The 24,024-nt window shown below is 61.3% G+C and carries 24 protein-coding genes and 2 tRNA genes; 7 read left to right on the top strand and 19 right to left on the bottom strand.

Going from position 1 to position 24,024, the window contains the following annotated elements:
• The first annotated feature begins 167 nt into the window (after window positions 1-167).
• Entirely contained in the window at window positions 168-389 is a 222-nt protein-coding gene (locus tag B5E67_RS15440) for a hypothetical protein (RefSeq protein ID WP_143405399.1), read from the top strand.
• Window positions 390-667: 278 nt separating this feature from the next.
• Window positions 668-1,267, top strand: a complete 600-nt coding sequence (locus B5E67_RS06750; protein WP_087384184.1) for a hypothetical protein — start codon at window positions 668-670, stop codon at window positions 1,265-1,267.
• Window positions 1,268-1,337: 70 nt separating this feature from the next.
• Here the strand turns inward: B5E67_RS06750 and B5E67_RS06745 are convergent, their stop codons facing one another.
• Both B5E67_RS06745 and B5E67_RS06740 read right to left on the bottom strand, forming a co-directional pair.
• Entirely contained in the window at window positions 1,338-2,462 is a 1,125-nt protein-coding gene (locus B5E67_RS06745) for a DUF362 domain-containing protein (RefSeq protein WP_087246769.1), read from the bottom strand.
• Window positions 2,463-2,576: 114 nt separating this feature from the next.
• Window positions 2,577-3,407, bottom strand: a complete 831-nt coding sequence (locus B5E67_RS06740; protein ID WP_087246771.1) for an undecaprenyl-diphosphate phosphatase — start codon at window positions 3,405-3,407, stop codon at window positions 2,577-2,579.
• 366 nt (window positions 3,408-3,773) lie between these two features.
• On the opposite strand from B5E67_RS06740, the gene B5E67_RS06735 reads away from it, so the two are divergent.
• The 4 genes from B5E67_RS06735 to B5E67_RS06720 all read left to right on the top strand — a co-directional run bounded on the left by B5E67_RS06735 (window position 3,774) and on the right by B5E67_RS06720 (window position 7,319).
• Window positions 3,774-4,217, top strand: a complete 444-nt coding sequence (locus tag B5E67_RS06735; RefSeq protein WP_087384181.1) for a PH domain-containing protein — start codon at window positions 3,774-3,776, stop codon at window positions 4,215-4,217.
• Window positions 4,214-5,605 carry a hypothetical protein gene (locus B5E67_RS15895; RefSeq protein ID WP_087384178.1) on the top strand — a complete coding sequence of 464 codons (1,392 nt, stop codon included), beginning with the start codon at window positions 4,214-4,216 and terminating at the stop codon, window positions 5,603-5,605. Before B5E67_RS06735 ends, B5E67_RS15895 begins: the two co-directional genes overlap by 4 nt.
• Window positions 5,602-6,249: an HAD family hydrolase gene (locus tag B5E67_RS06725; RefSeq protein ID WP_087384175.1), complete on the top strand. Its 648-nt coding sequence runs from the start codon at window positions 5,602-5,604 to the stop codon at window positions 6,247-6,249. Before B5E67_RS15895 ends, B5E67_RS06725 begins: the two co-directional genes overlap by 4 nt.
• A 95-nt stretch (window positions 6,250-6,344) precedes the next feature.
• The gene (locus B5E67_RS06720) at window positions 6,345-7,319 is read left to right on the top strand and encodes a bacteriochlorophyll 4-vinyl reductase (protein WP_087384172.1); all 975 of its coding nucleotides are present in this window, start codon (window positions 6,345-6,347) and stop codon (window positions 7,317-7,319) included.
• A 267-nt stretch (window positions 7,320-7,586) separates the two neighbouring features.
• Here B5E67_RS06720 and B5E67_RS06715 read toward each other — a convergent pair.
• The 17 genes from B5E67_RS06715 to rpmH all read right to left on the bottom strand — a co-directional run bounded on the left by B5E67_RS06715 (window position 7,587) and on the right by rpmH (window position 22,236).
• Window positions 7,587-7,658, bottom strand: a tRNA-Glu gene (locus B5E67_RS06715).
• A gap of 88 nt (window positions 7,659-7,746) precedes the next feature.
• Window positions 7,747-7,823, bottom strand: a tRNA-Met gene (locus B5E67_RS06710).
• 318 nt (window positions 7,824-8,141) lie between these two features.
• The gene (serS, locus tag B5E67_RS06705; RefSeq protein WP_087384169.1) at window positions 8,142-9,467 is read right to left on the bottom strand and encodes a serine--tRNA ligase; all 1,326 of its coding nucleotides are present in this window, start codon (window positions 9,465-9,467) and stop codon (window positions 8,142-8,144) included.
• 64 nt (window positions 9,468-9,531) lie between these two features.
• Window positions 9,532-10,416 carry a ParB/RepB/Spo0J family partition protein gene (locus B5E67_RS06700; RefSeq protein WP_087246780.1) on the bottom strand — a complete coding sequence of 295 codons (885 nt, stop codon included), beginning with the start codon at window positions 10,414-10,416 and terminating at the stop codon, window positions 9,532-9,534.
• A gap of 16 nt (window positions 10,417-10,432) precedes the next feature.
• Window positions 10,433-11,251, bottom strand: a complete 819-nt coding sequence (locus tag B5E67_RS06695; RefSeq protein ID WP_087246782.1) for a ParA family protein — start codon at window positions 11,249-11,251, stop codon at window positions 10,433-10,435.
• Between the two features lie 183 nt (window positions 11,252-11,434).
• Window positions 11,435-11,746, bottom strand: coding sequence for a GNAT family N-acetyltransferase (locus tag B5E67_RS06690; protein WP_087384166.1), 312 nt, complete (start codon window positions 11,744-11,746; stop codon window positions 11,435-11,437).
• A complete protein-coding gene (locus B5E67_RS06685; protein ID WP_087384164.1) occupies window positions 11,731-12,240 on the bottom strand; it encodes a GNAT family N-acetyltransferase in 510 nt (169 codons plus the stop codon). Before B5E67_RS06685 ends, B5E67_RS06690 begins: the two co-directional genes overlap by 16 nt.
• A 261-nt stretch (window positions 12,241-12,501) precedes the next feature.
• On the bottom strand, window positions 12,502-13,311 hold the full coding sequence (locus B5E67_RS06680) for a ParB/RepB/Spo0J family partition protein (RefSeq protein ID WP_087246789.1): 810 nt from the start codon (window positions 13,309-13,311) through the stop codon (window positions 12,502-12,504).
• A gap of 150 nt (window positions 13,312-13,461) precedes the next feature.
• Window positions 13,462-14,169, bottom strand: a complete 708-nt coding sequence (gene rsmG / locus B5E67_RS06675; protein ID WP_087384161.1) for a 16S rRNA (guanine(527)-N(7))-methyltransferase RsmG — start codon at window positions 14,167-14,169, stop codon at window positions 13,462-13,464.
• Window positions 14,162-16,051: a tRNA uridine-5-carboxymethylaminomethyl(34) synthesis enzyme MnmG gene (mnmG, locus tag B5E67_RS06670; RefSeq protein WP_087246793.1), complete on the bottom strand. Its 1,890-nt coding sequence runs from the start codon at window positions 16,049-16,051 to the stop codon at window positions 14,162-14,164. Before mnmG ends, rsmG begins: the two co-directional genes overlap by 8 nt.
• 56 nt (window positions 16,052-16,107) lie before the next feature.
• Window positions 16,108-17,478 carry a tRNA uridine-5-carboxymethylaminomethyl(34) synthesis GTPase MnmE gene (mnmE, locus tag B5E67_RS06665; protein ID WP_087384308.1) on the bottom strand — a complete coding sequence of 457 codons (1,371 nt, stop codon included), beginning with the start codon at window positions 17,476-17,478 and terminating at the stop codon, window positions 16,108-16,110.
• Between the two features lie 183 nt (window positions 17,479-17,661).
• Window positions 17,662-17,901: a hypothetical protein gene (locus B5E67_RS15430; RefSeq protein WP_143405398.1), complete on the bottom strand. Its 240-nt coding sequence runs from the start codon at window positions 17,899-17,901 to the stop codon at window positions 17,662-17,664.
• 853 nt (window positions 17,902-18,754) lie between these two features.
• A complete protein-coding gene (gene jag, locus B5E67_RS16035) occupies window positions 18,755-19,939 on the bottom strand; it encodes an RNA-binding cell elongation regulator Jag/EloR (protein WP_087384160.1) in 1,185 nt (394 codons plus the stop codon).
• Window positions 19,940-19,944: 5 nt separating this feature from the next.
• Window positions 19,945-21,030, bottom strand: a complete 1,086-nt coding sequence (locus B5E67_RS06655; protein WP_087384157.1) for a YidC/Oxa1 family membrane protein insertase — start codon at window positions 21,028-21,030, stop codon at window positions 19,945-19,947.
• Window positions 21,031-21,112: 82 nt separating this feature from the next.
• Window positions 21,113-21,403 (bottom strand): membrane protein insertion efficiency factor YidD, encoded by a 291-nt coding sequence (yidD, locus tag B5E67_RS06650; protein ID WP_087246799.1) that lies wholly within the window; start codon window positions 21,401-21,403, stop codon window positions 21,113-21,115.
• Entirely contained in the window at window positions 21,400-21,819 is a 420-nt protein-coding gene (gene rnpA / locus B5E67_RS06645; protein WP_087246801.1) for a ribonuclease P protein component, read from the bottom strand. Before rnpA ends, yidD begins: the two co-directional genes overlap by 4 nt.
• Before the next feature lie 282 nt (window positions 21,820-22,101).
• A complete protein-coding gene (gene rpmH / locus B5E67_RS06640) occupies window positions 22,102-22,236 on the bottom strand; it encodes a 50S ribosomal protein L34 (protein ID WP_087231281.1) in 135 nt (44 codons plus the stop codon).
• A 411-nt stretch (window positions 22,237-22,647) separates the two neighbouring features.
• Between rpmH and dnaA the strand changes: the two genes are divergently transcribed.
• Window positions 22,648-23,970, top strand: coding sequence for a chromosomal replication initiator protein DnaA (gene dnaA / locus B5E67_RS06635; RefSeq protein WP_087246803.1), 1,323 nt, complete (start codon window positions 22,648-22,650; stop codon window positions 23,968-23,970).
• Window positions 23,971-24,024: the final 54 nt, after the last annotated feature.

Below are 24,024 nucleotides of genomic sequence, written 5' to 3'. Positions count from 1 at the left end.
TGAATTTTTCCTCCTTAATGGTGTAAAAGATAGAGACCCAAAACAGGTTTCAAAGGAAGGTCCTTTCCTTTGTGTGCCTATAATACCATACCCCCCCCCCGGTGTCAAGACCCGATTTCAAATTTTCCCATTTTTGCTTTATTTTCTATAGTTGGGAAAGACCCATCTTGGATACAAGCTATTTTGAGGACGGGAAAGGCGGAGGAAAATTCCTCGGTTTTGTCCCCCGTATCAAAAAATTGTTATCATCAAGCCCGCAAAAGGACATCATCCCAAATGGCCAAAGACCTCAAAAACGTCACTTAAAAACGAAAAATCCCCGCCCCAAACGGAGCGAGGATTTTGTCTTTGATGAACCTTTGGGACGTATCGGTGCAGAACGCCGCTGAAACTTGGGATAAACAGGCCATGTCGGGGTTTGCATCGTACCGGGGCACAGCCCCAAACGCCGGGAGCGAGCCGGAGCGTAACGGCCCCGCGGAACTTTGGGAGACCCGGAAACTTGATGGTACACAGTAAAAGTCTTTTGCCTACTTTTCTTTCAGAAAAGTAGGGCAGAAAAGTAGGGCCGTTGACAAGGAGAAGCAGGGACAGTATACTGATAATAGAATCCGAGTGATGATAAAAGGACTGCCGCCTCAGGGCGCAAAAAGGAGGTCTTTTTGATATGAAACATGGTCATTTGTTCCGCACCTGCGCTGCAGGATGCTGCGGAATTTTCCTTCTCTCGCTGGTATTGGCAGGCTGTACCCCGTCTGCCAGCAGCAGCTCGTCCTCTTCTTCCTCCCAGGCTCTGAGCGAGGCTCCCACCTCCCAGGCTGTGCCTTCCGGCGAGGATGACACGGCCCCCGCGCCCGTGGTGGACGGCAGCGAAAACGGCTTCAACGGCATCAGCGATCCCGCCGACGCCTTCGCCGGCAGCCTGGGCTGGGGCCCCGGCACTGCAGGCACCTCTCTGAAATCGATGGCCGCCGCCGCATCCATGATGGAATGGGCCGACGAGAACGCCGCCGCCAACCGCAGCAGCGATGCGCTGAACGACAGCCTGTCCCAGTGGTTTGATTCGCTGGAACAGGTGGATCAGGAGAACTTCGCCGAGGCCTGGCCCCTGATTGAGGAATCCGCCCAGCGGATTCTGGACGACCCCAAGGCCGTTCAGGGCGAACTGTCCGACGCCGGCGTCCAGGAGACGCCCTCCTGCTCCGAGGAAGACTGGTCCGCAGTGGCGGGCGTTCTTAACGCCATCGTCCCCGCACCCCAGCAGTAAAACCGGAAACCAAAAGGCCGCAGCCTTCCACAGGCTGCGGCCTTTGTTGTTGAAAAGTCAGTGCGCGGGATCAGATTTTCTTCAGGACGTAAGCCCGCTGGCCCAGACCGATCTTTTCGGCCTGCTCCAGGGTTGCCTTCCACTCGATGTTGGGGTTGGAATCCTTGAAGTTGTCGTGGTAGCAGTTCCAGCCGGGACGGGCCAGATTCTGGCCCAACTGGCTGTTGGCAATGGGAGTCGCCGCCAGGCAGGCATCGGCGCAGGCCTGATCCAGAGCCACCGGGTCAAAGGATGCGAACATGCCGATATCCGGCAGGATGGGTGCATCGTTCTCGCCGTGGCAGTCGCAGTTGGGGCTGATGTCCTGCACCAGGCTGATGTGGAAGCAGGGACGGCCGGCGCAGACGGCGGCGGCGTATTCGGCCATCTTGCGGTCCAGATCCTCGTTGGCGCTGCTGTCCTTGGAATAGACGGCGTCAAAGCTGCAGGCGCCGATGCAGCGGCCGCAGCCCTTGCACAGATCGTAGTCGATGACGGCCTTGTTCTCTGCGTCGTAGTGGATGGCGTCCGAACCGCACTCTTTAGCGCAGCGGTGGCAGCCGCGGCACAGTTCCCGCTGAACCGCCGGAGCGCCCGAAGAATGCTGTTCCATCTTGCCGGCGCGGCTGCCGCAGCCCATGCCGATGTTCTTGATGGCGCCGCCGAAACCGGTGGACTCATGGCCCTTGAAGTGGGTCAGGCTGATGAAGATATCGGCGTCCATGATGGCGCGGCCAATCTTGGCGGTCTTGCAGAACTCGCCGTTGGGCACCGGGACTTCCACCTCGTCGGTTCCCCGCAGGCCGTCGCCGATCAGCACCTGGCAGCCGGTGGTCATGGGCCAGAAGCCATTCATCTGAGCGCAGGTCAGGTGCTCCAGGGCGTTCTTGCGGCTGCCCGGATACAGGGTGTTGCAGTCGGTCAGGAAGGGCATGCCGCCCTGTTCCTTGCACAGGTCGGCCACCACCTTGGCGTAATTGGGCCGCAGAAAAGCCAGGTTGCCCAGCTCGCCAAAGTGCATCTTGATGGCCACAAAGCGGCCGTCCATCTCAATGTTGCGGATGCCCGCCGCCAGGCACAGGCGGCGGAGTTTCTCGGTCAGGCTGGTACCCACCGGGCACCGGAAATCGGTATAGTATACAGCAGAACCTTCCATGTTGTTTGTCCTCCTTTGGGGCCGGGCGGGCAGCCCGCCCAAGATTCTCTCTTATGGGAAAGTATACCACAAACCCGCAGGTCAGGAAAGACAAACCGGGGATTCTCTGCCCGCTCAGCCGAAGGCGCTGACGGCGGCCACCGCCAGCACCACCACGCCCAGCGCGATGCGGTAGACGCCAAAGAACTTGAAGTCATGGCTCTTGACGTAGGACATCAGGAACCGGATGGCCACCATACTCACCACAAAGGCGGACAGGCAGCCGGTGACCATGATGGCGATTTCGGTGCTGGTCATGGTCTGGCCTTCCAGCACAAACTTCACCACCTTCAGCAGGGACGCGCCGGCCATCACCGGGATGGCCAGATAGAAGGTGAACTCAGCCACCGCGGCCCGGGACAGGCCCAGCAGCAGGCCGCCCACGATGGTGGCGCCGCTGCGGGAGGTGCCGGGGATGATGGCCAGGGTCTGCCACAGGCCGATGATGAGGGCCTCGCGGTAGCTGATCTGATCCAGGCGGGTGACCCGGGCGGCTGCGCCGCGGTTTTCCACCAGGATGAACAGGACGCCGTACAGAATCAGCATGGCGGCCACCGTGATATAATTATAGAACTTGGCCTCCATCCAGTCGTCCAGCGGGCTGATGACCAGCACCGGCAGGGTGGCCACCACCACCTTGAACCACAGGCTCCAGACCGGGGCCTTGGAGGTAATGCGGCCATGGCGCAGGCCAAAGGGCCACAGTTTGCCCCAGAACAGGACCACCACCGCCAGAATGGCGCCCAGCTGGATCACCACCCGGAACATGGACATAAACGCATCGCTGGCGTCAAACTGGATCAGCTGTTCCACCAGAATCATATGTCCCGTGGACGAGATGGGCAGCCATTCGGTGACGCCCTCCACGATGCCCATCAGCAGGGCCTTGATGATTTCAATCAACATAGAAATTTCCTCCCTGTGCGCCATCACACGCGCACGTTCTCACATTGATTCTTTCAGTATACCATACTATGAGCCTGCCTGCACCCCTAACCCCCTACTTTTCTGGAAGAAAATTCGGGCTTTCCTGCGTCTTAAAGCCAAAGCGGGGCGGACGGCGGTCCTTCTTTTCTCCTGCGGGGCGGATGGTTTTGGGCCCCGTTTTTTGCGAAAAAGGAGGGTTCCGGCCGGTTTTCCCTTCCATCGTTGACGCTCCCAGCCAATCCGTATATAATAAGGGCGGAACGCCGGACGGCCCGCCGGGCCGCAACGTTCCGTTATAAAAGCATCACACATTCCCTTTTGTAGCGTCAGAAAGGAGGCCGCGCCATGGAACAGCTCTTCGATCTCGCTGGCTCTGCGTCTACACCTACCCCTCGAGGCAGGGCGGTCCTCTGTGTCTGGGCGGCGCTGCCCGGCCTGATTGCAGCGCCCTTCCTGTTCTGGCAGGGGCTGGGATGGGGCTTTGGTTTCTGCGCTTTGTGGTGTGCGGTGGTGTTCGGGGTGTGGGTCCGGTCCTGCAGCCTGGTGGCCACCCTGGATGATTTCACCCTGACCCTCTACATGGGGGTAGCCTTTCCGGTGGAGCGGGTCATCCCCCGAAACAGCATCACCTCCACCCTGATTTTCCGCACCCCGCTGCTGCGGCTGGCGGGGGCCTGCGTCCTGGTGATCTTCACCCCCGGCATGTGGGCCATTCTGCCCGGCATCCCCCTGCAGGAGGCCGACGCCATCGGGAAAGCCCTGCTGGCCGGCGGGGAGGACGTCCTATGACCGGCACCGGACCGCGGCGCTATCACCCCTTCTTTTCCCTGCGCTTTCTGCGCCACACCCTCCTGCTCTATCTGGTGCCCCTGGTACAGGTTTTCTTTGCCCGGGAATGGGAGGTCCTCCGGACGGCGCTGGCGCAGGATCTGGTCCTGTTCTGCCTGCTGGCTCTGGTGAGCTATGTGATGCTGCGGGCCTCCAGCTGGGAGCTGGATCAGGACGGGGTGCTTCGCCTGCACTGGAATCTGATCTTTTCCTTTGAGCGGACCATCCAGGCCAGCCAGCTGGCCGCCATCCAGATGGAACGGCCGGTGATCTACCGGCTGGGCGGAGCCAGCCGGGTGACCCTTTACCCCACCCTTTTGCCCAAAAACCAGGCGGTGACCCTCTGCCTCACCCGCAAAGACGCCCAGATGCTGGCCGACCGTTTGATGCCTGCCCCCGCCGAGGAATACTATCACCCCGCCGGCGGCGAGCGGCTGGCCCTGGCCCTGCTGGGCGCCAACAGCCTGTCCACCCTGTTTCTGGTCTGGGTGGCCCTGCGGCAGGGAAACAACGCCGCCGAGGAGATTGCGCTGGAACAGCTGGACCACGCCGTGACCTGGGCGGCCCACTGGCTGCCCGCCAGCCTGGCCTGGGCCCTGACCCTCTGGACCGTTCTCTTTGGCCTGAGCCTGCTGCGCAGTTTCAGCCATACCGTCCGGTATGCGGTCTGGCGGGGCAGCGGGGTGCTGGCCAGCCGGGGCGGGCTCCTGCTGCGGGTGGAACGCCGGTTCCGGATGGACCAGCTCACCTGTGCCGAGGTGCGGCTGTCCCCTGTGGCGCGGCTGCTGCGGTGCTATCCCGTCTATCTCACCGCCGGATGCTACAACGCCGACGATCCCCTCTTTGTCTACCGGGCCGGCCAGGAAGAACTGGTGCGGCGGCTTCTGCCCAGCTTCCGGCTTCCCCCCAACCGGCGGGCTTCGCTGGCTCAGGTGCGGGGCCGCAGCCTGGCCCTGATTGCCCCCGCCGGCGGCTGTCTGGGGTTCTGTGTGCTGCTGCTTCTGGTGGCCTCCTGGGCCCTGCCTGCCGCCGTCCCGCTGCTGGCTCTGCCGGCCGCAGGCTGCGGGCTCTGGTTCCTGTTCCAGGTGGAGGGAATGTTCCGGGAGGGAGCCTGGCCCACCGACGGCCGTCTCACTTTTCTGCGGCAGCGCCGGATGTCCCTGCGCTGTGTCTGCATCTTTTCTCCGGTGGTGTGCCTCCGCATCTCCCAGACGCCCTGGGCGGTGGTGCGGGGCCGCGCCAACCTCACCTTTGCTTATCCCGGCCGCTTCCATGAGCGGGTGCGCAGCATCCCGCTGGCCGACGCCCGCGCCTGTGCGGCCTTTTTTGAAAGGAAGGATTTTTCATGATCGATACCATCCTCTTTGACCTGGACGGCACCCTGCTGAACACCATCGACGACCTGGCCGACGCCGGAAACTGGGTCTGCGAACAAAACCACTGGCCCACCTTCACGGTGGAGCAGTACAAGCACATGGTGGGCAACGGCATCCCCAAGCTGGTGGAGCGGTTCTCCCCTGAGGACTGCCGCACGCCCCAGCAGCTGGCCGCCACCCTGGCCCAGTTCACCGCCCGGTACGATGCCCACAAGGAGGACAAAACCGCCCCCTATCCCGGCATCCCCCAGCTGCTGGCCGCCCTCAAGGCGGAAGGCATCCGCACCGCTGTCTTTTCCAACAAGGCGGACACCCTCTGCGGCGGCATCATCGACCACTACTTTGGGCACGATGTCTTTCTGGCGGTGCGGGGCAGCCGCCCCGGCGTGCCGGTCAAGCCCGACCCCACCGGGGTCTACAGCCTGATGGAACAGCTGGGCGCAGCCAAAGCCTCCACCCTCTTTGTGGGTGACAGCAACGTGGACATCGCCACCGGCCACAACGCCGGTCTGGTGACCCTGGGTGCCGTCTGGGGCTTCCGCGGGGCCGAAGAACTGCAGGCCGCCGGCGCGGATGTTCTGGTGTATAAACCGGAGGAGATTCTATTGCATTTATAATTTCAATGCCAATCTCACCCTATTCGCGAAAATTTCATCTCCTATTAAGGCTGGGTTTCAGTCAACTTTTCGTACATCTGAGACTGGAGAATCATATGACAAATGAATTAAATCCATCGATTTCACAATTCAATTTATCCTTGGAAAGTGTAATTTCAACTGCACTTCAAATCCCTGGTGTTAAAGTCAACCGAAAAGCCTTTCTATGCGAGCAATTCAAATATGAAGATTCCTCCCTAGTAGATCTTATACTCAAGAAAGGCCCCGTTCTGGCAGGCTGTCCACGCAAAGTTCTTTATTCGAAAGCCTCCTCTGTTGTAAACAAAAACACCATTACTTCCACTGGTGCATCTTTTGTGGCAGGACTTCCTGGAGGCTTTGCCATGGCGGCAGCCATTCCTGCTGATCTTTTGCAATTCTATGCAGTTGCACTTCGTACAGCACAAGAGATTTCTTACCTATATGGCGCAGAAGATCTGTGGTCAGATGAAATTCTAGATTCAGAAAAAGTAACAGGCCAGCTAATTCTATATTGCGGTGTAATGTTAGGAGCTTCTGGCGCTGCTCAGGCAGTTCGGGTTCTTTCTTCATCGCTTGCTCAAAAGCTACTCCGTCAACTACCTCAAAAAGCGTTGACCAAAACATTTTACTATCCTATTATTAAATCCATTGCAAAAGCTTTTGGTGTAAAGATGACCAAGAATGTTTTTGCAAAAGGAGTGTCCAAAGTTGTTCCCGTTTTAGGCGGCATCGTGTCAGGCGGCATTACATTCGCTACAATGAAACCAATGGGTATGCGCCTGGTCAATGCATTGGATGAAGCAAACTTCAATTACACAGAAACCGCATTCGAAGCGGACTGGCAAGAGATCAACAAAGTCAATGCTACTATATTTGCAGATGAAGAAAACGAAACATTGAAAGAAGACCCACCTACTCCTCCTAAAACAGAGGATGTGAACACCGCTGTGCTAGAACAAATTCAACGTGCCAAGAAAATGCTTGACGATGGAATCATCAACCAAGAGGAATACGATTGCATCAAACATAAACTTATCTCACAGCTTTGAAAGAAAGCCTTACACAAAGTTCTTGTGTAAGGCTTTCTTTTCTATTTGATACTATCTATATTCATTACGCCCAGCAGCTTCATTTCTTTTTCGTTGGACGCGGTCGGCAGCGTTGTCTCGTACGGCTATATGACCCGTACGGGAATACCCGCGGGCTAAAATTGATCCACTGGATCAATTTTGCGGCCTGCGGGCCGCCGCCCTGTTCGATTCCACGTACGGCTTGCATAAAAAAATCCCTCAGCCTAAGCTGAGGGATTTTTTATATGACCCGTACGGGAATCGAACCCATGTTACAGCCGTGAAAGGGCCGTGTCTTAACCGCTTGACCAACGGGCCTTAGAAACACAGAGCTTCGCTAAAATCTCCGACATCCTCGTCCACTATTGCAGACGACATCCCCCTTATTTTAGCGAAACTCTGTAAATGGTAGCGGTAACTGGATTTGAACCGGTGACACTTCGGGTATGAACCGAATGCTCTAGCCAACTGAGCTATACCGCCATATTCATCTTTGCGCTCCCGCGGAACGCTCCATTATTATAACCAATCCTTCGCAATTTGTCAACAGGTATTTTGAAAAAAGTACACTTTTTTCTCACAAGTCCTGACAGGGCGCCGTTTCTCCCTTTAGCATAGCCCAGCCGGGACGGTTTTATACCGGCCGGCTGCCTCTCCAAGCCGGCCCATTCCCCCGCCCCGGGGCCACGATCCCAGCCTTTTCCTTCCGGCCGGCGTGACCGGCCCAGCAAAAAAGCCGCCCCCGGTCCCGCTGTGGGGCCGAGGGCGGCTGAAAACGCTTTTAAGGTTTTGCGGGGGTGATTACTTGTGGTTGGGGACCATCACCTCAAGGCCGCCCATATAGGGCTGCAGGACCTTGGGAATGGTGACCGAGCCGTCGGCCTGGAGATGGTTCTCCAGGAAGGCGATCAGCATACGGGGAGGAGCCACGCAGGTGTTGTTCAGGGTGTGGGCCAGGTAGCTCTTGCCGTCGGCGCCCTTGACGCGGATGTGCAGGCGGCGGGCCTGGGCGTCGCCCAGGTTGGAGCAGCTGCACACCTCGAAGTACTTCTGCTGGCGGGGGCTCCATGCCTCGATATCGCAGCTCTTGACCTTCAGGTCGGCCAGGTCGCCCGAGCAGCAGACCAGCTGACGGACGGGAATCTCCATGTTCTGGAACAGCTCCACCGAGTAGCGCCACAGCTTCTCGTACCAGTCGTTGCTCTCCTCGGGACGGCAGACTACGATCATCTCCTGCTTCTCGAACTGGTGGATGCGGTAGATGCCGCGCTCCTCGATGCCGTGGGCGCCCTTCTCCTTGCGGAAGCAGGGGCTGTAGCTGGTGAGGGTCAGGGGCAGCTTGGCCTCGTCGATGGTCTGGTCAATGAACCGGCCGATCATGGTGTGCTCGGAGGTGCCGATCAGGTACAGATCCTCGCCCTCGATCTTGTACATCATGGCATCCATCTCGGGGAAGGACATAACGCCCTGCACCACGTTGCCGTGCATCATGAAGGGAGGAATCACATAGGTGAAGCCCTTGCTGATCATGAAGTCGCGGGCGTAGGCCAGGACAGCCTCGTGCAGCCGGGCGATGTTGCCCAGCAGGTAGTAGAAGCCGTTGCCGGCCACACGGCCGGCGGCGTCCATATCGATGCCGTCAAAGCTCTCCATGATCTCGGTGTGGTACGGGATGGGGAAATCCGGCACCACCGGCTCGCCGAACCGCTGCGCCTCCACGTTGTGGGTGTCATCGGGGCCGATGGGCACGCTGGGATCGATCATGTTGGGGATGGTGTACATGATCTCCTGGATGCGGGCGGCCATCTGGTCCTTCTCGGTGTCCAGGGCAGCCAGCTGTTCGGCGTCGGCCTTGACGGCGGCGTTGTTGGCGTCGATCTGGGCCTGCAGCTCCTCCTTCTTGGCCTCGTCGGTGCACTTCTTCAGCTGACCGAACAGGGGGCCGTTGGCCTTGCTCAGCTTGTTCCGCTGGGCCTTGAGGTTCTCGGCTTCCTGCAGGCACTTGCGGTACTTGCCGTCCAGCTCGATGACCTCATCCACCAGGGGCAGCTTCGCATCCTGGAACTTCTTGCGGATGTTCTCTTTGACTGCGTCCGGATTCTCACGGACAAATTTGATGTCAAGCATTTCGATTTCTCCTTTATATCACTCAGGTTTCCCACAAAAACAATCGCACCGGAGCGCCGGGGTTTTACACCCCGCTCCCCTGCTGTTCGTAATGGCCCAGCAGGTTGGCAAACGCCCGCAGCTGATCGTCCGAGTAGAAATGTACCGTCAGGCTTCCTCTGCCGTCCTTATAGGCCACCGACACCTCATTGCCCAGGGTCTGGCGGAGGCTCTCCTCCACTTCCACCGGCAGGGCCGGACGGGGCGCCGGTTCCGGGGCCGCCGCCTCTTTGGCCTCCTTGGCCAGACGGCGGCACAGTTCCTCGGCCTGGCGGACGTTCAGGTTGTGCTCTGCAATGAGCTGGGCTGCCTGAACCTGCAGCTCGGGGCTGGGCAGGCCCAGAATGGCTTTGGCGTGGCCCGCCGTCAGCTTGCCGGCTTTCAAAAGTTCCAGGGCCTCCGGGGGCAGGTTCAGCAGGCGCAGGCTGTTGGCCAGAGCGCTGCGGCTCTTGCCCAGCCGGCGGGCTGCCTGTTCCTGGGTCAGCTCACACCGGTCCATCAGTTCCCGGATGCCGCAGGCCTCTTCGATGGGGTCCAGGTCCTCCCGCTGGAGGTTCTCGATCAGGGCCAGCTCCATGGCCTCCTGATCCGACACGTCCAGGATGATGACCGGCACCTCGGTCAGGCCCGCCAGCCGGCAGGCACGCCACCGGCGCTCGCCCGCCACAATCCGGTACCCGCCCATGGACTGGGGCCGCACCGCGATGGGCTGCAGCAGGCCGTGCTGGCTGATGCTGTCGGCCAGCTCGGACAGGCTCTCCTCCGGGAAGGTTTTGCGGGGCTGGCCGGGGTCCGGCTCAATCTCCCGCAGGGGGACGGTGCGCACCCCGCCGTCTGATTCCAGGCTGGGGGCTGCGTCCTCAAACAGACTCTCCAATCCGCGGCCCAGGCCGCCTCTTCCTCTTGGCATCTGTCACCCTCCCCTCTCAAGCCGTTTCCGGCTTGGCTGCTTTGGCGCGACGGCGGCGGGGCTGGGGGTCCCGCGGGCGGTTGCGCTTGACGAATTCAATGGCCAAATCCATATAGGCCTCGCTGCCCTTGCCCTTGGGTTCGTAGTAGTTGATGGGCTGGCCGTAGCTGGGGGCCTCCGAAATGCGGATGGCCCGGGGAATGGTGGTCTGGTAGACCTTGTCCCCGAAATACTTCTGGACCTGTTCCACCACCTGCAGGGTCAGGTTGTACCGGCCCGCGTACATGGTGAACACCACGCCCTCAATGTCCAGGTAGTTGTTGTACTTGCGGCGGACGGTCTTGAGGGTGCTGATCAGCTCGCTCAGACCTTCCAGGGCGTAGTACTCGCACTGGATGGGAATCAGGACGCTGTCGCAGGCGCACAGGCCGTTGAGGGTCAGCAGGTCCAGGCTGGGGGGGCAGTCGATGAAGATGAAGTCGTAGTCCTGCTGGATGGGAGCCAGGGCCTTGCGCAGGCGGCTCTCCCGGTTGGGCAGGTCGATGAGCTCCAGGGCGGCGCCCGCCAGACGGGTGTTGGAGGGCAGCACGTCGGCCCGGAAGGATGTCTTGCGGATGGCGTCCCTGGGCTCGGCGTCGCCGATCAGCAGCTCATAGGTGCCGGTCTCGACGCTCCGCTTGGAGATGCCGTAGCCGGTGGTGGCGTTGCCCTGGGGGTCCAGGTCCACAATCAGGACCTTCTTGCCCAGGGCGGCCACGCAGGCCGAAAGATTGACGGCGGTGGTGGTCTTGCCCACACCGCCCTTCTGATTTGCCACTGCTATGATCTTACCCACGAACCGGAATCCTCCCTCTCATGCAATGTTCCACGTGGAACATTTCTCAGTCTCGTTACGCACTCTATTATAATCCATTCGCAGGGGAACGTCAAATGATTCACGCCGGGAATAGGGCAAAAACCGGTAAAATTTGGGTCTGAAAAAGGCCCCCGGTTTCGGCGGGGGCCTTCTCTGCCCTTTTCAGCGGCCCAGCCGGCAGGCGGCGTGGTCCTTCTCCCATCCGTCCACCAGGACGTCGGCCTCCTCGGGATGGCGCTCAAACCAGTCCCGGGCATAGGAACAGGTAACGCGGGCCCTGCGGCCGGTGGACCGCAAAGCGTCGGCGGCCCGCTTGACCAGCTGGCCGGCCACTCCCTGTCTCCGCAGGGACGGGTCCACCCAGGTGTGGTCAATGACCACCGTCTCCGGCCCGCAGTCCGGGAAGGTAATCTCCCCCAGAACCTGGTCCTTCTCCACCGCTGTAATCCGGTTGCTGATCACTCTGTATTCCATTTGTCCAACCTCCCTGTTTCTTCTATTTCCCGCACAAGGTAGAAGGACCGGCGGCCCTCCTCCTCAAACGTTTCCTGGATGGCGAAGCCGTTCTTTTCCAGCACCCGCACCGAGGCGGGGTTGTCGGCGTAGGCAAAAGCTCCCACCCGTTTCAGGCCGAACCGGGGCCCGGCATCGGCCAGGAACTGTTCCAGCGCCCGGCTGGCAATCCCCTGCCCCCAGCGGTCCTTTTCAAAGATGCAATAGCTGACCATGGCGTCGGGGTCGGGCTCGGCGTGGATGCAGTAACACCAGACGTCCCCCACATAGACACCGTCGGCCCAGATCGTCCGGCCATAGCTGTCCGAGCCGGGAGCCAGGGACCGGCGGTAGTCCTCCAGGGCCTGCTCCACCGTCTGGCTGCGCTGGGGAATCCGGGCCTGGATCTCCGGGTCCCGGGTGCGGGCAAAGTAGATGCGGACCTGTTCGGTCCGGGGACGCAGTTCCAGCTCCATGGGTGATCCCCTCCTTTTCCTCCATGATACCAGACCCGGGCCCGCCGCGCAAGATGTTCCACGTGGAACCTTTTCCCACAAAAAGGCCCCCGCCCCAGACCGGAGGGTGGTCTGTGCGGGGGCCCTGAAATGGGAACCGGTTTGCGGGCCGGAGGCCCGTCCACGCCGCCCGGCCGGCGCAGGAGCGGCCCGGCCGTCCGGCCCATCCCCCGCCCTGCGGCGGGGCTTGTCCGGCGGCGGAGCCGGGGGGCTTGTCCGGGTTTATTTGCCGGTGCCGGGGCCGGTGGGAATCCGGACGGTGTACTCGATGTAGCCGTCCCCCTCCTCCCGTCGAGCGGTGGCGGGGACGCCGTTGTCGGTCATCAGCCGGATGGCATGGTCGATGGTGTTGACAAAGATCCGCACGTCCCGCACCATGGGCAGGCGGCGGGGTTTCTGGGCGGGGGTGTCGGTCTCCTGCAGCAGCTGTTCCACATAGCGGTCGGCGGCCCGGGCATTCATCCGGCGGCGGCTGATGGTGATGAGGGCCTCGCTGCGGCGGTTCTCGGGCAGCCGCAGCACCGCCCGGGCGTGGCGCTCGGTGAGGTGATTTTCCAGGATGAACTGCTGCTGGTCGGCGGTGAGCTGAAGCAGCCGCAGCTTGTTGGCCAGGGTGGGCTGGGCCATCCCCAGCCGCTTGGCGGCCTCGGCCTGGGTACAGCCCCAGAGGGCCAGCACGTCCTGCAGGCCCCGGGCCTGCTCAAAGGGGTTCAGGTCGGCCCGCTGGATGTTTTCCAGCAGGCTCAGGGCGGCGGTCTGGTCGTCCTGATAGTCCCGCAGGATGGCGGGCACCCGGTCCATGCCGGCCAGCTTGCAGGCCCGCAGCCGCCGCTCCCCTGCGATCAGCTCGTACCGGTCGGGGCCCAGGCGGCGGACCGTCACCGGCTGCAGCAGCCCATTCTCCCGGATGCTGGCCGCCAGCCCCGCCAGCTCCTCCTGGTCAAAGACGCGGCGGGCCTGATACGGCGAGGGCTCGATCTGCTCCACCGGCAGCGCCACCACCTTCCCCACCGGTTTTCTGCGGTCAAACACGGCTTGTCCTCCTTCCCGTGAAGTCCCATCCCGGGCGCAAACAAAAAGCGCCCCCGTGGGAAACTCTTCCAGTTCAAGAGTACCACAGAAGCGCTGCGCTTTCCAGAAAAATCGTTCGCCGCCGTTCGAGGCAAGCCGAGATATTCCGCCTTATTTCAGGGGCGCTTTCGCAATTTTTCCGCCGTTTCTGGGATATACGGTCGGAGTCTGCGAAATTTTTTCCACCAGCACCAGGCTGCGGGCGTCCCCGCCCGGAAGATGGAAGGCCCGGGTCTCCCGGTACTTGCCTCCCAGCTTGCGGATGGCCCCCTGGGCGGCCTCCAGCTCCTCAGCAGCGGAGGCCCCCTTCATGGCCAGGAAGTGTCCCCCCACCCTGGCCAGGGGCAGGCAGTATTCGGCCAGCACCGGCAGGGCGGCCACCGCCCGGGCCGACACCAGGTCGAACTGTTCCCGCCAGCTCTTGCGGGCGGCCTCCTCGGCCCGCTCCTTGGCAAAGCTGACCCCCGTCAGACCCAGGGTCTCGCAGGCGTACCGGAGGAAGTCCACCCGCTTGCCGGTGGGCTCCATCAGGGTCAGGTCCAGGTCGGGCTTGTAGATCTTGGTGACGATGCCGGGGAACCCGGCCCCCGCCCCCACATCCACCATCTTCCCCGCCACCTCGGGCTGGCAGGCAAACAGCAGGCTGTCCAGGAAGTGCTTGTCCTCGATGCCCTCGGGGTCGGTGATGGCGGTCAGGTTGACCTTCTGGTTGTAGCTCACCAGCAGCTCGGCGTACTGGTCCAACTGGTCCAGCTGGGTGCCGGTGAGGGCGATGTTCCACGTGGAACACTTTTCCGCAAGGCGGTTTTTATCAATCATGGGAGGCCTCCTTCTTCTGGGCCGCAGCCAGCGCGATGCTCAGCTGGGCAAGGTCGGACGGGGACACGCCGGGGATGCGCCCCGCCTGTCCCAGGCTGCGGGGCCGGATCTTGTTGAGCTTTTCCCGGGCTTCCAGGGTCAGACCGGTGAGGCCCTCGTACTGGAAGCCGGCCGGGATGAGGGTCTTTTCCCGCCGGGCCATGTCCCGGATCATCCGGTCCTGGCGGGCAATGTAGCCGGCGTACTTGATCTCGGTTTCGATCCGCTCGGCCAGCATGGGGGTGACCCCCTCCCCCCAGCCGATGACCTGGGCCATCAGGCTGTAGTTGATTTCGGGACGGCGGAGCAGTTCATCCGCCAGGCCGCCCTGCTGGGCGGGGGTCAGGCCGGCGGCCTCCATGGCCGCCTGGAGGGGCGCGGTCTTGACGTGGGTTTCGTGGAGGCGGGCCCGCTCGGCTTCCAGCACCCGCCGGGTCTCCTCGTACCGGGCCCACCGCTCATCCGACACCAGGCCGTATTCCCGGCCGATGGGGGTCAGGCGGGTGTCGGCGTTGTCCTGCCGGAGGGTCAGCCGGTATTCGCTGCGGCTGGTCATCATCCGGTAGGGGTCCATGACCCCCTTGGTCACCAGGTCGTCCACCAGGGTGCCCAGGTAGCTGGTCTGACGGGGCAGCACCAGCTGTTCTTTTCCCAGGGCGCGGCGGGCGGCATTGAGGCCGGCCAGCAGGCCCTGGGCCGCCGCCTCCTCATAACCGGAGGTGCCGTTGAACTGGCCCGCACCGTAGAGGCCCTCCACCTGCCGGCTCTCCAGCGTGGGGGCCAGGCTGGTGGGGTCCACACAATCGTATTCGATGGCGTAGGCCGGGCGGAGAATCTCCAGATGCTCAAAGCCCACAATGCTGTGGTAGAAGGCGTTCTGCACATCCTCCGGCAGGCTGCTGGACGCACCCTGCAGATACATTTCCTCGGTGTTCTCACCGCAGGGTTCCACAAAGATGGGGTGCCGGTCCTTGCCGGCAAACCGCACCACCTTGTCCTCAATGGAGGGGCAGTAGCGGGGCCCCACCCCCTCGATCATGCCGCCGTACAGAGGGCTGCGCTGGATGTTGTCCAGGATGATCTTGTGGGTCTCGGGGTTGGTGTAGGCAATGTAGCAGTCCACCAGATTGCGGACCGGCTGGGTGGTCATGAAGCTGAAAGGCTGCAGGGTTTCCTCCGGGTCGCCGGGCTGGCGCTCCAGTTTGTCGAAGTCGATGCTGCGGCGATGGACCCGGGCGGGGGTGCCGGTCTTGAACCGGCGCAGGGGCAGCCCTGCCGCCCGCAGGCTCTCGGTGAGGGCGTTGGAGGCGTGCATTCCGTCGGGGCCCGAGGCGTACCAGGCATCTCCCACAAAGATCTTTCCGCCCAGGTTGGTGCCGGTGGCAATCACCACGCACTTGGCGCCGTACTCTCCGTTCAGCTGGGTGACTACCCCCTTCACCCGGCCGTTCTCAATCTGGATGGACACCACCTCGGCCTGATGAATGGCCAGGCCGGGGGTCAGTTCCAGAGCGTGCTTCATCCAGGCATTGTACTTCTTGCGGTCGGTCTGGACCCGCAGGGCGTGGACCGCGGGGCCCTTGCCCCGGTTGAGCATCCGGCTCTGAAGGGCGGTGGCGTCCGCCGCCAATCCCATCAGGCCGCCCAGAGCGTCCACCTCCCGCACCAGGGTGCCCTTGGCGGTGCCGCCGATGCTGGGGTTGCAGGGCATATTTCCCACCGCGTCCAGGCTCATGGTAAAGACGGCGGTGCGGGCGCCCAACACCGCCGCCGCGTGGGCCGCCTCAATGCCGGCATGGCCCGCGCCAATCACAATCACATCATAGTCTCCAAGATGGTTCATAGAGTTCCTTTCCATTTGGGGGGATGGCTCCGGTTTGGTCCTCTCCCCTGCGCCGGTTATTTGCCCACACAGAATTTCTCAAATACCTGGTCGATGACCGCCTCGGTGGCGTTCTCGCCGGTGAGGGCGTAGAGGGCGTCCAGGGCGTCGTCCACACAGACCGACACCGCGTCCAGGCCAAAGCCGGTGGCCAGAGCGTCCAGCGCGCCGTTGACACCGTCCCGGGCCCGAAGGGCCGCCGACAGCTGCCGCTGGCCCGAGAGGCTGGCGGCGTGGGGGTCGATGCGGCCGGTGCCCAGCAGCCGGGCCACCGCCGCGGCGATGACCTTCCTGGCCCCTTCCTCTTTGCAGCAGACCGGGATCACCATGGCGAAATAGGGGGCGATCACCTCGGCGTCAAACTGGATGGGCAGGTCCTCCTTGTTGATGAGGGCGATGGCCCGGCACTCAGCACAGCGGCGGGCCAGGTCCAGATCCTCTTTGGCCAGGGGGGACGAGCCGTCAAACACCGCCAGAACCAAACCCGCCTCGGCCAGCTTGGCCCAGCTGCGGCGGACGCCTTCGGCCTCCACCGGGTCGTCGGTTTCCCGCAGGCCGGCGGTGTCGAACAGGTTGAGCCTTATCTCTCCCAGCTGGACCGCCTGCTCCACCACGTCCCGGGTGGTGCCGGCGATGGGGGTGACGATGGCCCGGTCAAAGCCGGCCAGCAAATTCAGGAGGGTGGATTTGCCGGCGTTGGGGCGGCCCACAATGGCGCAGTCCACCCCTTCCCGCAGCACCGCGGCGGCGTTGTAATTTTCAATCAGTTCATCCAGCCCGGCCTTTACCTCTTCCAGAGAAGCGCGCAGGGCATCGGTTTCCAGGGCGGGGACATCCTCCTCGGGGAAATCCACCCATGCGGTCAGGTGAGCCTGCAGGTCGGTGAGGATCTGCTGCTGGACGGAAATCTTCCGGGCCAGGGCACCGTCCCGGGCCGCGTTGGCCAGAGCTGCGCCCTGCCGTCCGCCGGCCGAAATCAAGTCCATCACCGCCTCGGCCTGGGTGAGGCTGAGTTTGCCGTTCAAAAGGGCGCGGCGGGTATACTCACCCGGACCGGCCGGGACAGCACCCGCGGCCAGGCAGGCTTCCACCAGGCGCCGGGCCACGGCGTTGCCGCCATGGCAGGACAGTTCCACCACGTCCTCTCCGGTATAGCTGCGGGGAGACCGGTAAAAGAGGGCGACCCCGTCGTCAAAGGTTTCTCCCCCGTGGACAAAGGTTCCATACAGGGCGGTATAGCCCTTGGCGTCGGCCACCCGTTTGCGGGAGTCGGCGGGGCGAAATACTTTCTCCGCCACCGCATAGCTTTCGGGGCCGGACAGGCGGACCACCGCAATACCGCCCTGGCCGGGGGGCGTAGCGATGGCCGCAATGGTACTGTTTTCCATCATGGGGTGTCCCTCCTTTGGTGTTGTGTGTATTGTACCACGTTTGGACAAAAAATGAAATACAGCCGGCGGGCGGTACATTTTCCACCGGTTTCTCTTTTCCTGTGGAAAAACATTTCCTCTTTTGCATTTTCCAAACTGTATATTTTCTTCAAAAGATACACCTTCAAAACCATCCCTGCATCATTTTGCCTTCTCTGGATGGCTATTTTCCATTTTTTGTCCTTCCATCGTGATACTTTTTCGAGAAAAAGTATCCAAAAAGCTTTTCACTGTGTACCATCCAGTTTCCGGGTCTCCGACAGCTCCACGAAGCCGTTCCGTTCCGGCTCGTTCCCGGCGTTTGTGCCTGCGGCACGGTACGATGCAAACTACAACATAATCTAGAAAATGCCCAAACAGCTTTTCAATGGGTACCATCAAGTTTCTGAATCTCTGACAGCTCCACGAAGCCGTTCCATTCCGGCTCGTTCCCGGCGTTTGTCCCTCTTGCGCTTAGCCGGTTTTTGCGGCGTGCCAAGAATGGCGCTTGCAAAAACCGGAGCGCGGCGCCTGCTCCCTGCTTCATCCACCGGATACGGTCGGTGTGTTTGCCCCCGCCCTGCCGCTGAAATCTGAGGGCCAGTTTTCCACAAAGATTTCCTGTTCTGTGGAGAATCCGAGACCCTTTTGAAAAAAGCTCATCCCTCCCCTTTTAGCCGCACATCCGATACCCCCAAAGCCGATGGACTATCAGACACACAGCCCCTGTCAAACAAAATTTCCCCGCCCCCAAAGGAGCGAGGAAATTTCTCTGTTATAGGTGCCGCAATGCGCGGTTATAGCAAAACAGATGGGACCGCTTTTCTCCGGGATCGGGCGGACCTTGCAAAAAGAGGAATCAGGGTATACCAACACTTTGCATCGTACCCGGGCGCAGGTCCGGGTTGCCGTTGCCCAAATTTTCTGCGCTGGACGCGGTCCGCTTGAAAATTTGGACGGCTGTCCTCTTGCGCTTAGCCAATTTTCCCGGCGGGCGGCAATGCGCCCTTGTGAAAATTGGAGCGCTGCGCCAAGCACACCTCACTGCATCGTCCGCTGGACGCGCTTCGGTGTGCTTGCCCCAACTCCGGCTCGGCTGTTTCTGCCGCAGGCAGCGCCTCGCCTACGTTGCCAAACCTAACGTGAGCGCGGCAAATTCCGCAACCCTCCGTCGCCCTATAAAGAGCAGCCAGAGTGGATGGTACCCAGTAAAGTTCTTTTTGCCTACTTTTTCTTTCAAGAAAAAGTAGGGAGGTTAGAGTTCGATTTTGCCGAAGTCCAGGTCGGCGAAATCGTCGACGCGCTGGCTGCGCTTGGGCGCAACGGGTGCGGCGTCGGCAGCGTCCACCGCCACATAAGTGCGGTCAGGCACGCTGGAAGGACGGGGTCCGCGGCTGCCGCCCGAACGGGAACGGCTGCCGTTGCCGCGGCCCGAACGATCGTTGCGGCCGCGGCCGTTCCGGTCACTGGGCCGGCGATCCCCACGACCGCCGCGGCTGCGGCGCTCGTTGGCCTCGGTCTGGGCGCCGGGCTCGGTGGAATAGATCACCACATGGCGGTCCTTGCCCTCGCCCTTGCTCTCGCTGCGCAGGCCTTCCATCTGGCTGATGGCCGAGTGGATGATCCGGCGCTCGTAGGGATTCATGGGCTCCATCGAGAAGCTGCGTCCACTGCGGCGCACCTTCTGGCCGATCTTCTGGGCCAGAGCGGTCAGGTCGTTCTCACGCTTGCCGCGGTAGCCGGCCACATCCAGACCCAGCTTGATGTAATCGCCTTCCAGGCGGTTGGCCACCAGGCTGGCCAGATAGGACAGGCTCTCCATGGTCTCGCCGCGGCGGCCGATGAGCGCACCCATCTTGTCGCCGTCCAGGCGGATGATGGTGGCCTCACCCTTCTGCAGGGCGCTGAAGGTCACGTTCTCCACGCCCATCAGGGCCACGATCTCTTTCAGGTAATCCACCGCGGCTTTCACCTTGGCGTTGGACTCAATATCAATGGGCACCGGGGTCTCGTCCACCAGCGCGGGAGTGGCCGTCACAGCGGCCTTGGGCTCTGCCTTGGCCTCTTCCTTAGCGGGAGCGGGCTTCTTGGCAGGCTTGGCAGCGGGCTCGGTCTTTTCCACAGGCTGTGCGGCCTGGGCAGGCTCAGCCTTCTCGGCGGGTTCAGCGGGCTGGGCGGGTTCCGCCTTTTCGGGCTTCTCCACCTTCACGGCAGCCTTCACCACCGGCTTTTCCACCGGAGCGGGGGTCGGGTCTTCCTCCTCGACCATGACCCGCACCCGGGCAGGAATCTTCTTCAGGCCCAGAAATCCGGTGCTCTGGGGCATTTCCAGAACTTCATAGCTGACGTTCAGGTCATCTTCGTTGACACCCAGGGCTGCGCAGGCTGCGGCACGGGCTTCCTCCACCGTCTTGCCGGTGGCTTCCTTGGAACGGATCATTCTGCTCACTCCTCCTTCGTTTTGTTCAGCTCAGACAGAGGTACCGTCCTCTCGTCTTTGTACTTTTCCTGGTCCAGCTGGCGGGCGTACTCCAGACGGCGCTTGTTCATCTCGCTGGCCGAGATGTTCTTCTCCACGGTCTGGCCGGTCTTTTCGTCCACAACCTTCACCACGGTGCTCTTGACGCCGCGGCGCTGTTCCTTGCGCTTGGCCTCGATCTCGGCGGCCACCTGGGCCTTGACCTCGTCGGGGTTATAGATTTTCTTCATGACGGCGCTCTGGATCACCATGACCACGTTGGAAATGACGTAGTACAGAGAGAAAGCGGTGGGAACGGTGAAGCAGAAGAAGATATACATCAGGGGCATCAGGTACATGGTGACCTTCATGCTGCCCTGGAGTTTCTGGCCGCTGCTGTTCATGCTGTACCAGGTGGAGGCAAAAGTAGTGATGATGGCCAGGATGGGGAAAATCAGCAGAGGCAGGTTGTCAGGGGCCAGGCTGTACTGGGGCACCTTGGTCAGATCGATGCCGAAGAAGCTCATGTGGTTGCTGAACTCGGTGATGGTCTGCAGCTGGCTGTCCGAGAAGATGCTGATGATGCTCTGCTCCCCGGCCAGGATCTGCTCAATGATCAGGTTGTCCCGGGTGATGTTGGTGAACTGAATGCCCAGGTTGGTCAGAGCGGTGCCGGCGGTGGTCAGCAGGTCGTTGCTGATGTGGAAGATGCGGTTCAGGGGCTCATAGACGACGCCGATGACGCCGAACATCACAAAGAAGTTCAGCAGCATGGGCAGGCAGCCCGAGGTGGGGTTGTAGCCGAAATCCTGCTGCAGGCGGAGCATCTCCTCCTGCTGCTTTTCGGGCTTGTCCTTGTACTTTTTCTGGATCTCCTCAATCATGGGCTGGAATGCAGTCATCCGCACCATGTTTTTCTGCTGTTTGAGGGACAGCGGGATGCTCAGGAGCCGGATCAGCAGGGTGAAGATGATCAGGTCCCAGCCGTAGTTGGGGATGATGTTGTAGATCAGCTCCATGACGTAGCCGAGCGGCCAGGCGAGAATGTAGAGAAAATTCATATGCGCTTCCATTCTGTCCCGCCTGTGAGCGCGGAACGTTTTTTATGCGTGGGACAACCCGCTCACAGCTGCCGGGCCGTCACAAGAAGCAAAGTTATTTTTTGGGCCTGCGGGCCGGATGCAGCACCCGGCGGGGGCTGCGCCACCGTCCCGGCTCGGGGACGGGGTCATAGCCCCAGCGGCCAAAGGGATTGCAGCGCGCGATCCGCCAGGCGGTCAGCAGCAGTCCTTTCAGACAGCCGTGGACCTGGATGGCCTGGATGGCGTATTCGCTGCAGGTGGGTGTGAACCGGCAGTTGTGCCCAAGCCCCGGGCTGATCCAACGCTTGTACAGCCGGATGGGGACGCACAGCGCATCCCGGCAGAGTTTCTGCCAGCGGTTCACGGACGGCTCCCCTCCTGGGCGGACGGGGCGGTCTTTCTTGCGGGGGGCAGGCTGGAGGGCGGGGGTGCGCCGGGTTCCAGAGCCCGGTCGGGCAGGCCGGCCTGGCGGAACAGCCGGGCCACGGCCCGGGACACCTGCCAGCTCTTGAGGCGGGGTGTGGCGGCGCGGGCCACAAACACCAGGTTATAGCCCCCGATGTTGTAGTCGAGATGTTCGTCGATGGCCGCCTTCATGACCCGGCGGGCGCGGTTGCGCTGGACGGCGCAGCCCACCTTCTTGGTGGCGGTCAGGCCGACGCGGGTCTGTTTGGCGCGGGTTTTCAGCACATACAGCACAAGGGCATGGTCCACATACGCCTTGCCCCGCGCATAGACCCGCCCGAACTCACTGTTATGCCGCAGCGGACGGTATCGCATCTGCGGGCCTCCTATCTTGTCCGGTCCTGTGTGAAAAGCAGGGCCCTACCATGTCAGTATAGCAAAAAACGGGCGGCTTTAAAAGACCGCCGCCCGAATTTTTTCACACAATTCCAGTTTTTCCTGAAAAAATAAGGCCACCAATTTCCATCAGCGGCCTTTTTCGTGCGCATTCTTTGATTGTCTGGCCGGAACTGCCCGCCCTGCGGCCTCCTCGGCGGGCCGCCTTAAAGGCAGCCCGGACGCCGCGGCAGCCGGATGCAGCCGGCCTCACTGCTGCAATCAGACAGTCAGGCTCTTGCGGCCCTTGGCACGGCGGGCATTGATGACCTTGCGGCCGTTCTTGGTGCTCATACGGGTCAGGAAGCCGTGAACCTGCTTGCGCTGGCGCTTCTTGGGCTGAAACGTTCTCTTCATGGTGATATCCTCCTAAAACTTGTCCCCCGGGGTGCGGGGTGATCGTCGGTTATGCGCCCCTGTAATGCGCCCCTGAAACGCGGGGCCAGAGGGGACAGGCTTGCGATTTAATAGTATATCGCATCAATTTGCCTTCTGTCAAGCATTTTTTCGCTTTCCATCAAAATTTTTCTGTGCAAAGTTTTTCAACATTTTCACTTTTGGCCGTTGAAAACCGCCCCATACACAACATTTTGGGGATAGGCGCCGTTCCCGACACAACATCAAACCGGCGCATGGAACCCCCGTTTGCGGCCCATACTCATTACATTATATAAATAGACCCCCGATTCTGGACGTTTTGGCGATTTTGTGTTATACTGACAGGGTATCGGTACCTATGTTGAAAACTTCAATGGAGTGGATGTTTTTATGGATTCTTTCAAGGACGTATTAGAAGCCGCCCAGCTCTACTGCAAAGGCCAGATGGCAGAGCCCACCTACAACCTTTACATCGACGGGCTGGAGCCGGTGAGCTTTGAGGACTCGAGCCATATCACCTTGTCGGTGCGAAACGATTTCATCTGCAAGATTGTGAGTGACCGCTACCTCGGGCTGCTGAAGGAAGCTTTCAAGTCTGTCCTTGGCTTTGACGTGGACATTCAGTTGGTTGTCCCCAGCACCCCGCCCCATGAAGTGGTCCTGGCTCAGCAGTATGACCTGAACCCCGCCAGCCCCCAGGGCAATTATGAGTTCACGTTTGAAAACTTCATCAAAGGCCCGTCCAACCAGTTCGCCTTTGCGGCGGCCCAGGCTGTGGCGGCCAACCCCTCGGGGGCCTACAATCCCCTGTTCATCTACGGCGGCTCGGGCCTGGGCAAGACCCACCTGCTCACCGCCATCCAGATTGAGATCAAGCGGACCCATCCCGACTTTGTCATCATGTATGTCACCTGCGAGCAGTTCACCAACGAGCTGATCGCCGCCATCCGGGCCGGCAGCACCGAGGATTTCCGGATGAAATACCGTGTGGCCGACCTGCTGCTGATCGACGATATCCAGTTCATCGCCGGCAAGGAGTCCACCCAGGAGGAGTTTTTCCACACCTTCAACTCCCTCCACGACGCCCACAAGCAGATTGTCATCGCGTCGGACCGCCCCGCCAAGGAGATCAAGAGCCTGGAAGAGCGTCTGCGCACCCGCTTCGAGTGGGGCCTGACCGCCGACGTGCAGCCGCCGGATTTTGAGACCCGCGTGGCCATCGTCAAGCGCAAGGCCGAGCTGCTCCACCTGGATCTGCCCGAAAATGTGGCGGAATTCATCGCCAATCACCTGAAAAACAACATCCGCCAGCTGGAGGGCGCCGTCAAGAAGCTGAACGCCTACTATATGCTGGAGGGCATTCAGCCGGTGATCTCGGTGGCCCAGAACGCCATCAAGGACATCCTGAACGAGACCCAGCCCATCCCGGTGACGGTGGAAAAGATCATCGGGGAGGTGTCCCGCACCTTCAACGTGTCGGTCACCGACATCCGGGGCACCAAGCGGAACGCGTCCATTGCCAGCGCCCGCCGCGTGGCCATCTATATCCTGCGGGAGGTCACCGGCATGAGCATGGAGGACATCGGCCGGGAGTTCTCGGGCCGGGATCACTCCACCATCGTCTACTCCCTCAAGACCATGGAGCGGGACATGAAGAACGACCAGCACCTGCGGGAGACGGTGGACGACATCATCAAGAACGTGAAGGCCTGACCGGAAACAGCCGTCAGCCGTTGGATTTTCCCCAAAAAAGGCAGAACAAGTCGA

Source organism: Faecalibacterium sp. An122 (assembly GCF_002160895.1).
Classification (GTDB): Bacteria; Bacillota; Clostridia; order Oscillospirales; family Ruminococcaceae; genus Faecalibacterium.
The sequence above is the reverse complement of the archived record's forward strand: the minus strand, read 5'-3'. Positions and strand labels throughout refer to the sequence as shown.

Coding starts and splice junctions, on each gene's coding strand:
- B5E67_RS06685 (WP_087384164.1), bottom strand. CDS start 12,240: ATGGAGCTGGAACTGCGTCCCCGGACCGAACAGGTCCGCATCTACTTT.
- rsmG (WP_087384161.1), bottom strand. CDS start 14,169: ATGATTGATAAAAACCGCCTTGCGGAAAAGTGTTCCACGTGGAACATC.
- B5E67_RS06750 (WP_087384184.1), top strand. CDS start 668: ATGAAACATGGTCATTTGTTCCGCACCTGCGCTGCAGGATGCTGCGGA.
- dnaA (WP_087246803.1), top strand. CDS start 22,648: ATGGATTCTTTCAAGGACGTATTAGAAGCCGCCCAGCTCTACTGCAAA.
- B5E67_RS06745 (WP_087246769.1), bottom strand. CDS start 2,462: ATGGAAGGTTCTGCTGTATACTATACCGATTTCCGGTGCCCGGTGGGT.
- B5E67_RS06690 (WP_087384166.1), bottom strand. CDS start 11,746: ATGGAATACAGAGTGATCAGCAACCGGATTACAGCGGTGGAGAAGGAC.
- mnmG (WP_087246793.1), bottom strand. CDS start 16,051: ATGAACCATCTTGGAGACTATGATGTGATTGTGATTGGCGCGGGCCAT.
- mnmE (WP_087384308.1), bottom strand. CDS start 17,478: ATGGAAAACAGTACCATTGCGGCCATCGCTACGCCCCCCGGCCAGGGC.
- rpmH (WP_087231281.1), bottom strand. CDS start 22,236: ATGAAGAGAACGTTTCAGCCCAAGAAGCGCCAGCGCAAGCAGGTTCAC.
- B5E67_RS06735 (WP_087384181.1), top strand. CDS start 3,774: ATGGAACAGCTCTTCGATCTCGCTGGCTCTGCGTCTACACCTACCCCT.
- rnpA (WP_087246801.1), bottom strand. CDS start 21,819: ATGCGATACCGTCCGCTGCGGCATAACAGTGAGTTCGGGCGGGTCTAT.
- B5E67_RS15895 (WP_087384178.1), top strand. CDS start 4,214: ATGACCGGCACCGGACCGCGGCGCTATCACCCCTTCTTTTCCCTGCGC.
- B5E67_RS06740 (WP_087246771.1), bottom strand. CDS start 3,407: ATGTTGATTGAAATCATCAAGGCCCTGCTGATGGGCATCGTGGAGGGC.
- B5E67_RS06700 (WP_087246780.1), bottom strand. CDS start 10,416: ATGCCAAGAGGAAGAGGCGGCCTGGGCCGCGGATTGGAGAGTCTGTTT.
- B5E67_RS06720 (WP_087384172.1), top strand. CDS start 6,345: ATGACAAATGAATTAAATCCATCGATTTCACAATTCAATTTATCCTTG.
- serS (WP_087384169.1), bottom strand. CDS start 9,467: ATGCTTGACATCAAATTTGTCCGTGAGAATCCGGACGCAGTCAAAGAG.
- jag (WP_087384160.1), bottom strand. CDS start 19,939: ATGATCCGTTCCAAGGAAGCCACCGGCAAGACGGTGGAGGAAGCCCGT.
- B5E67_RS06725 (WP_087384175.1), top strand. CDS start 5,602: ATGATCGATACCATCCTCTTTGACCTGGACGGCACCCTGCTGAACACC.
- B5E67_RS06655 (WP_087384157.1), bottom strand. CDS start 21,030: ATGGAAGCGCATATGAATTTTCTCTACATTCTCGCCTGGCCGCTCGGC.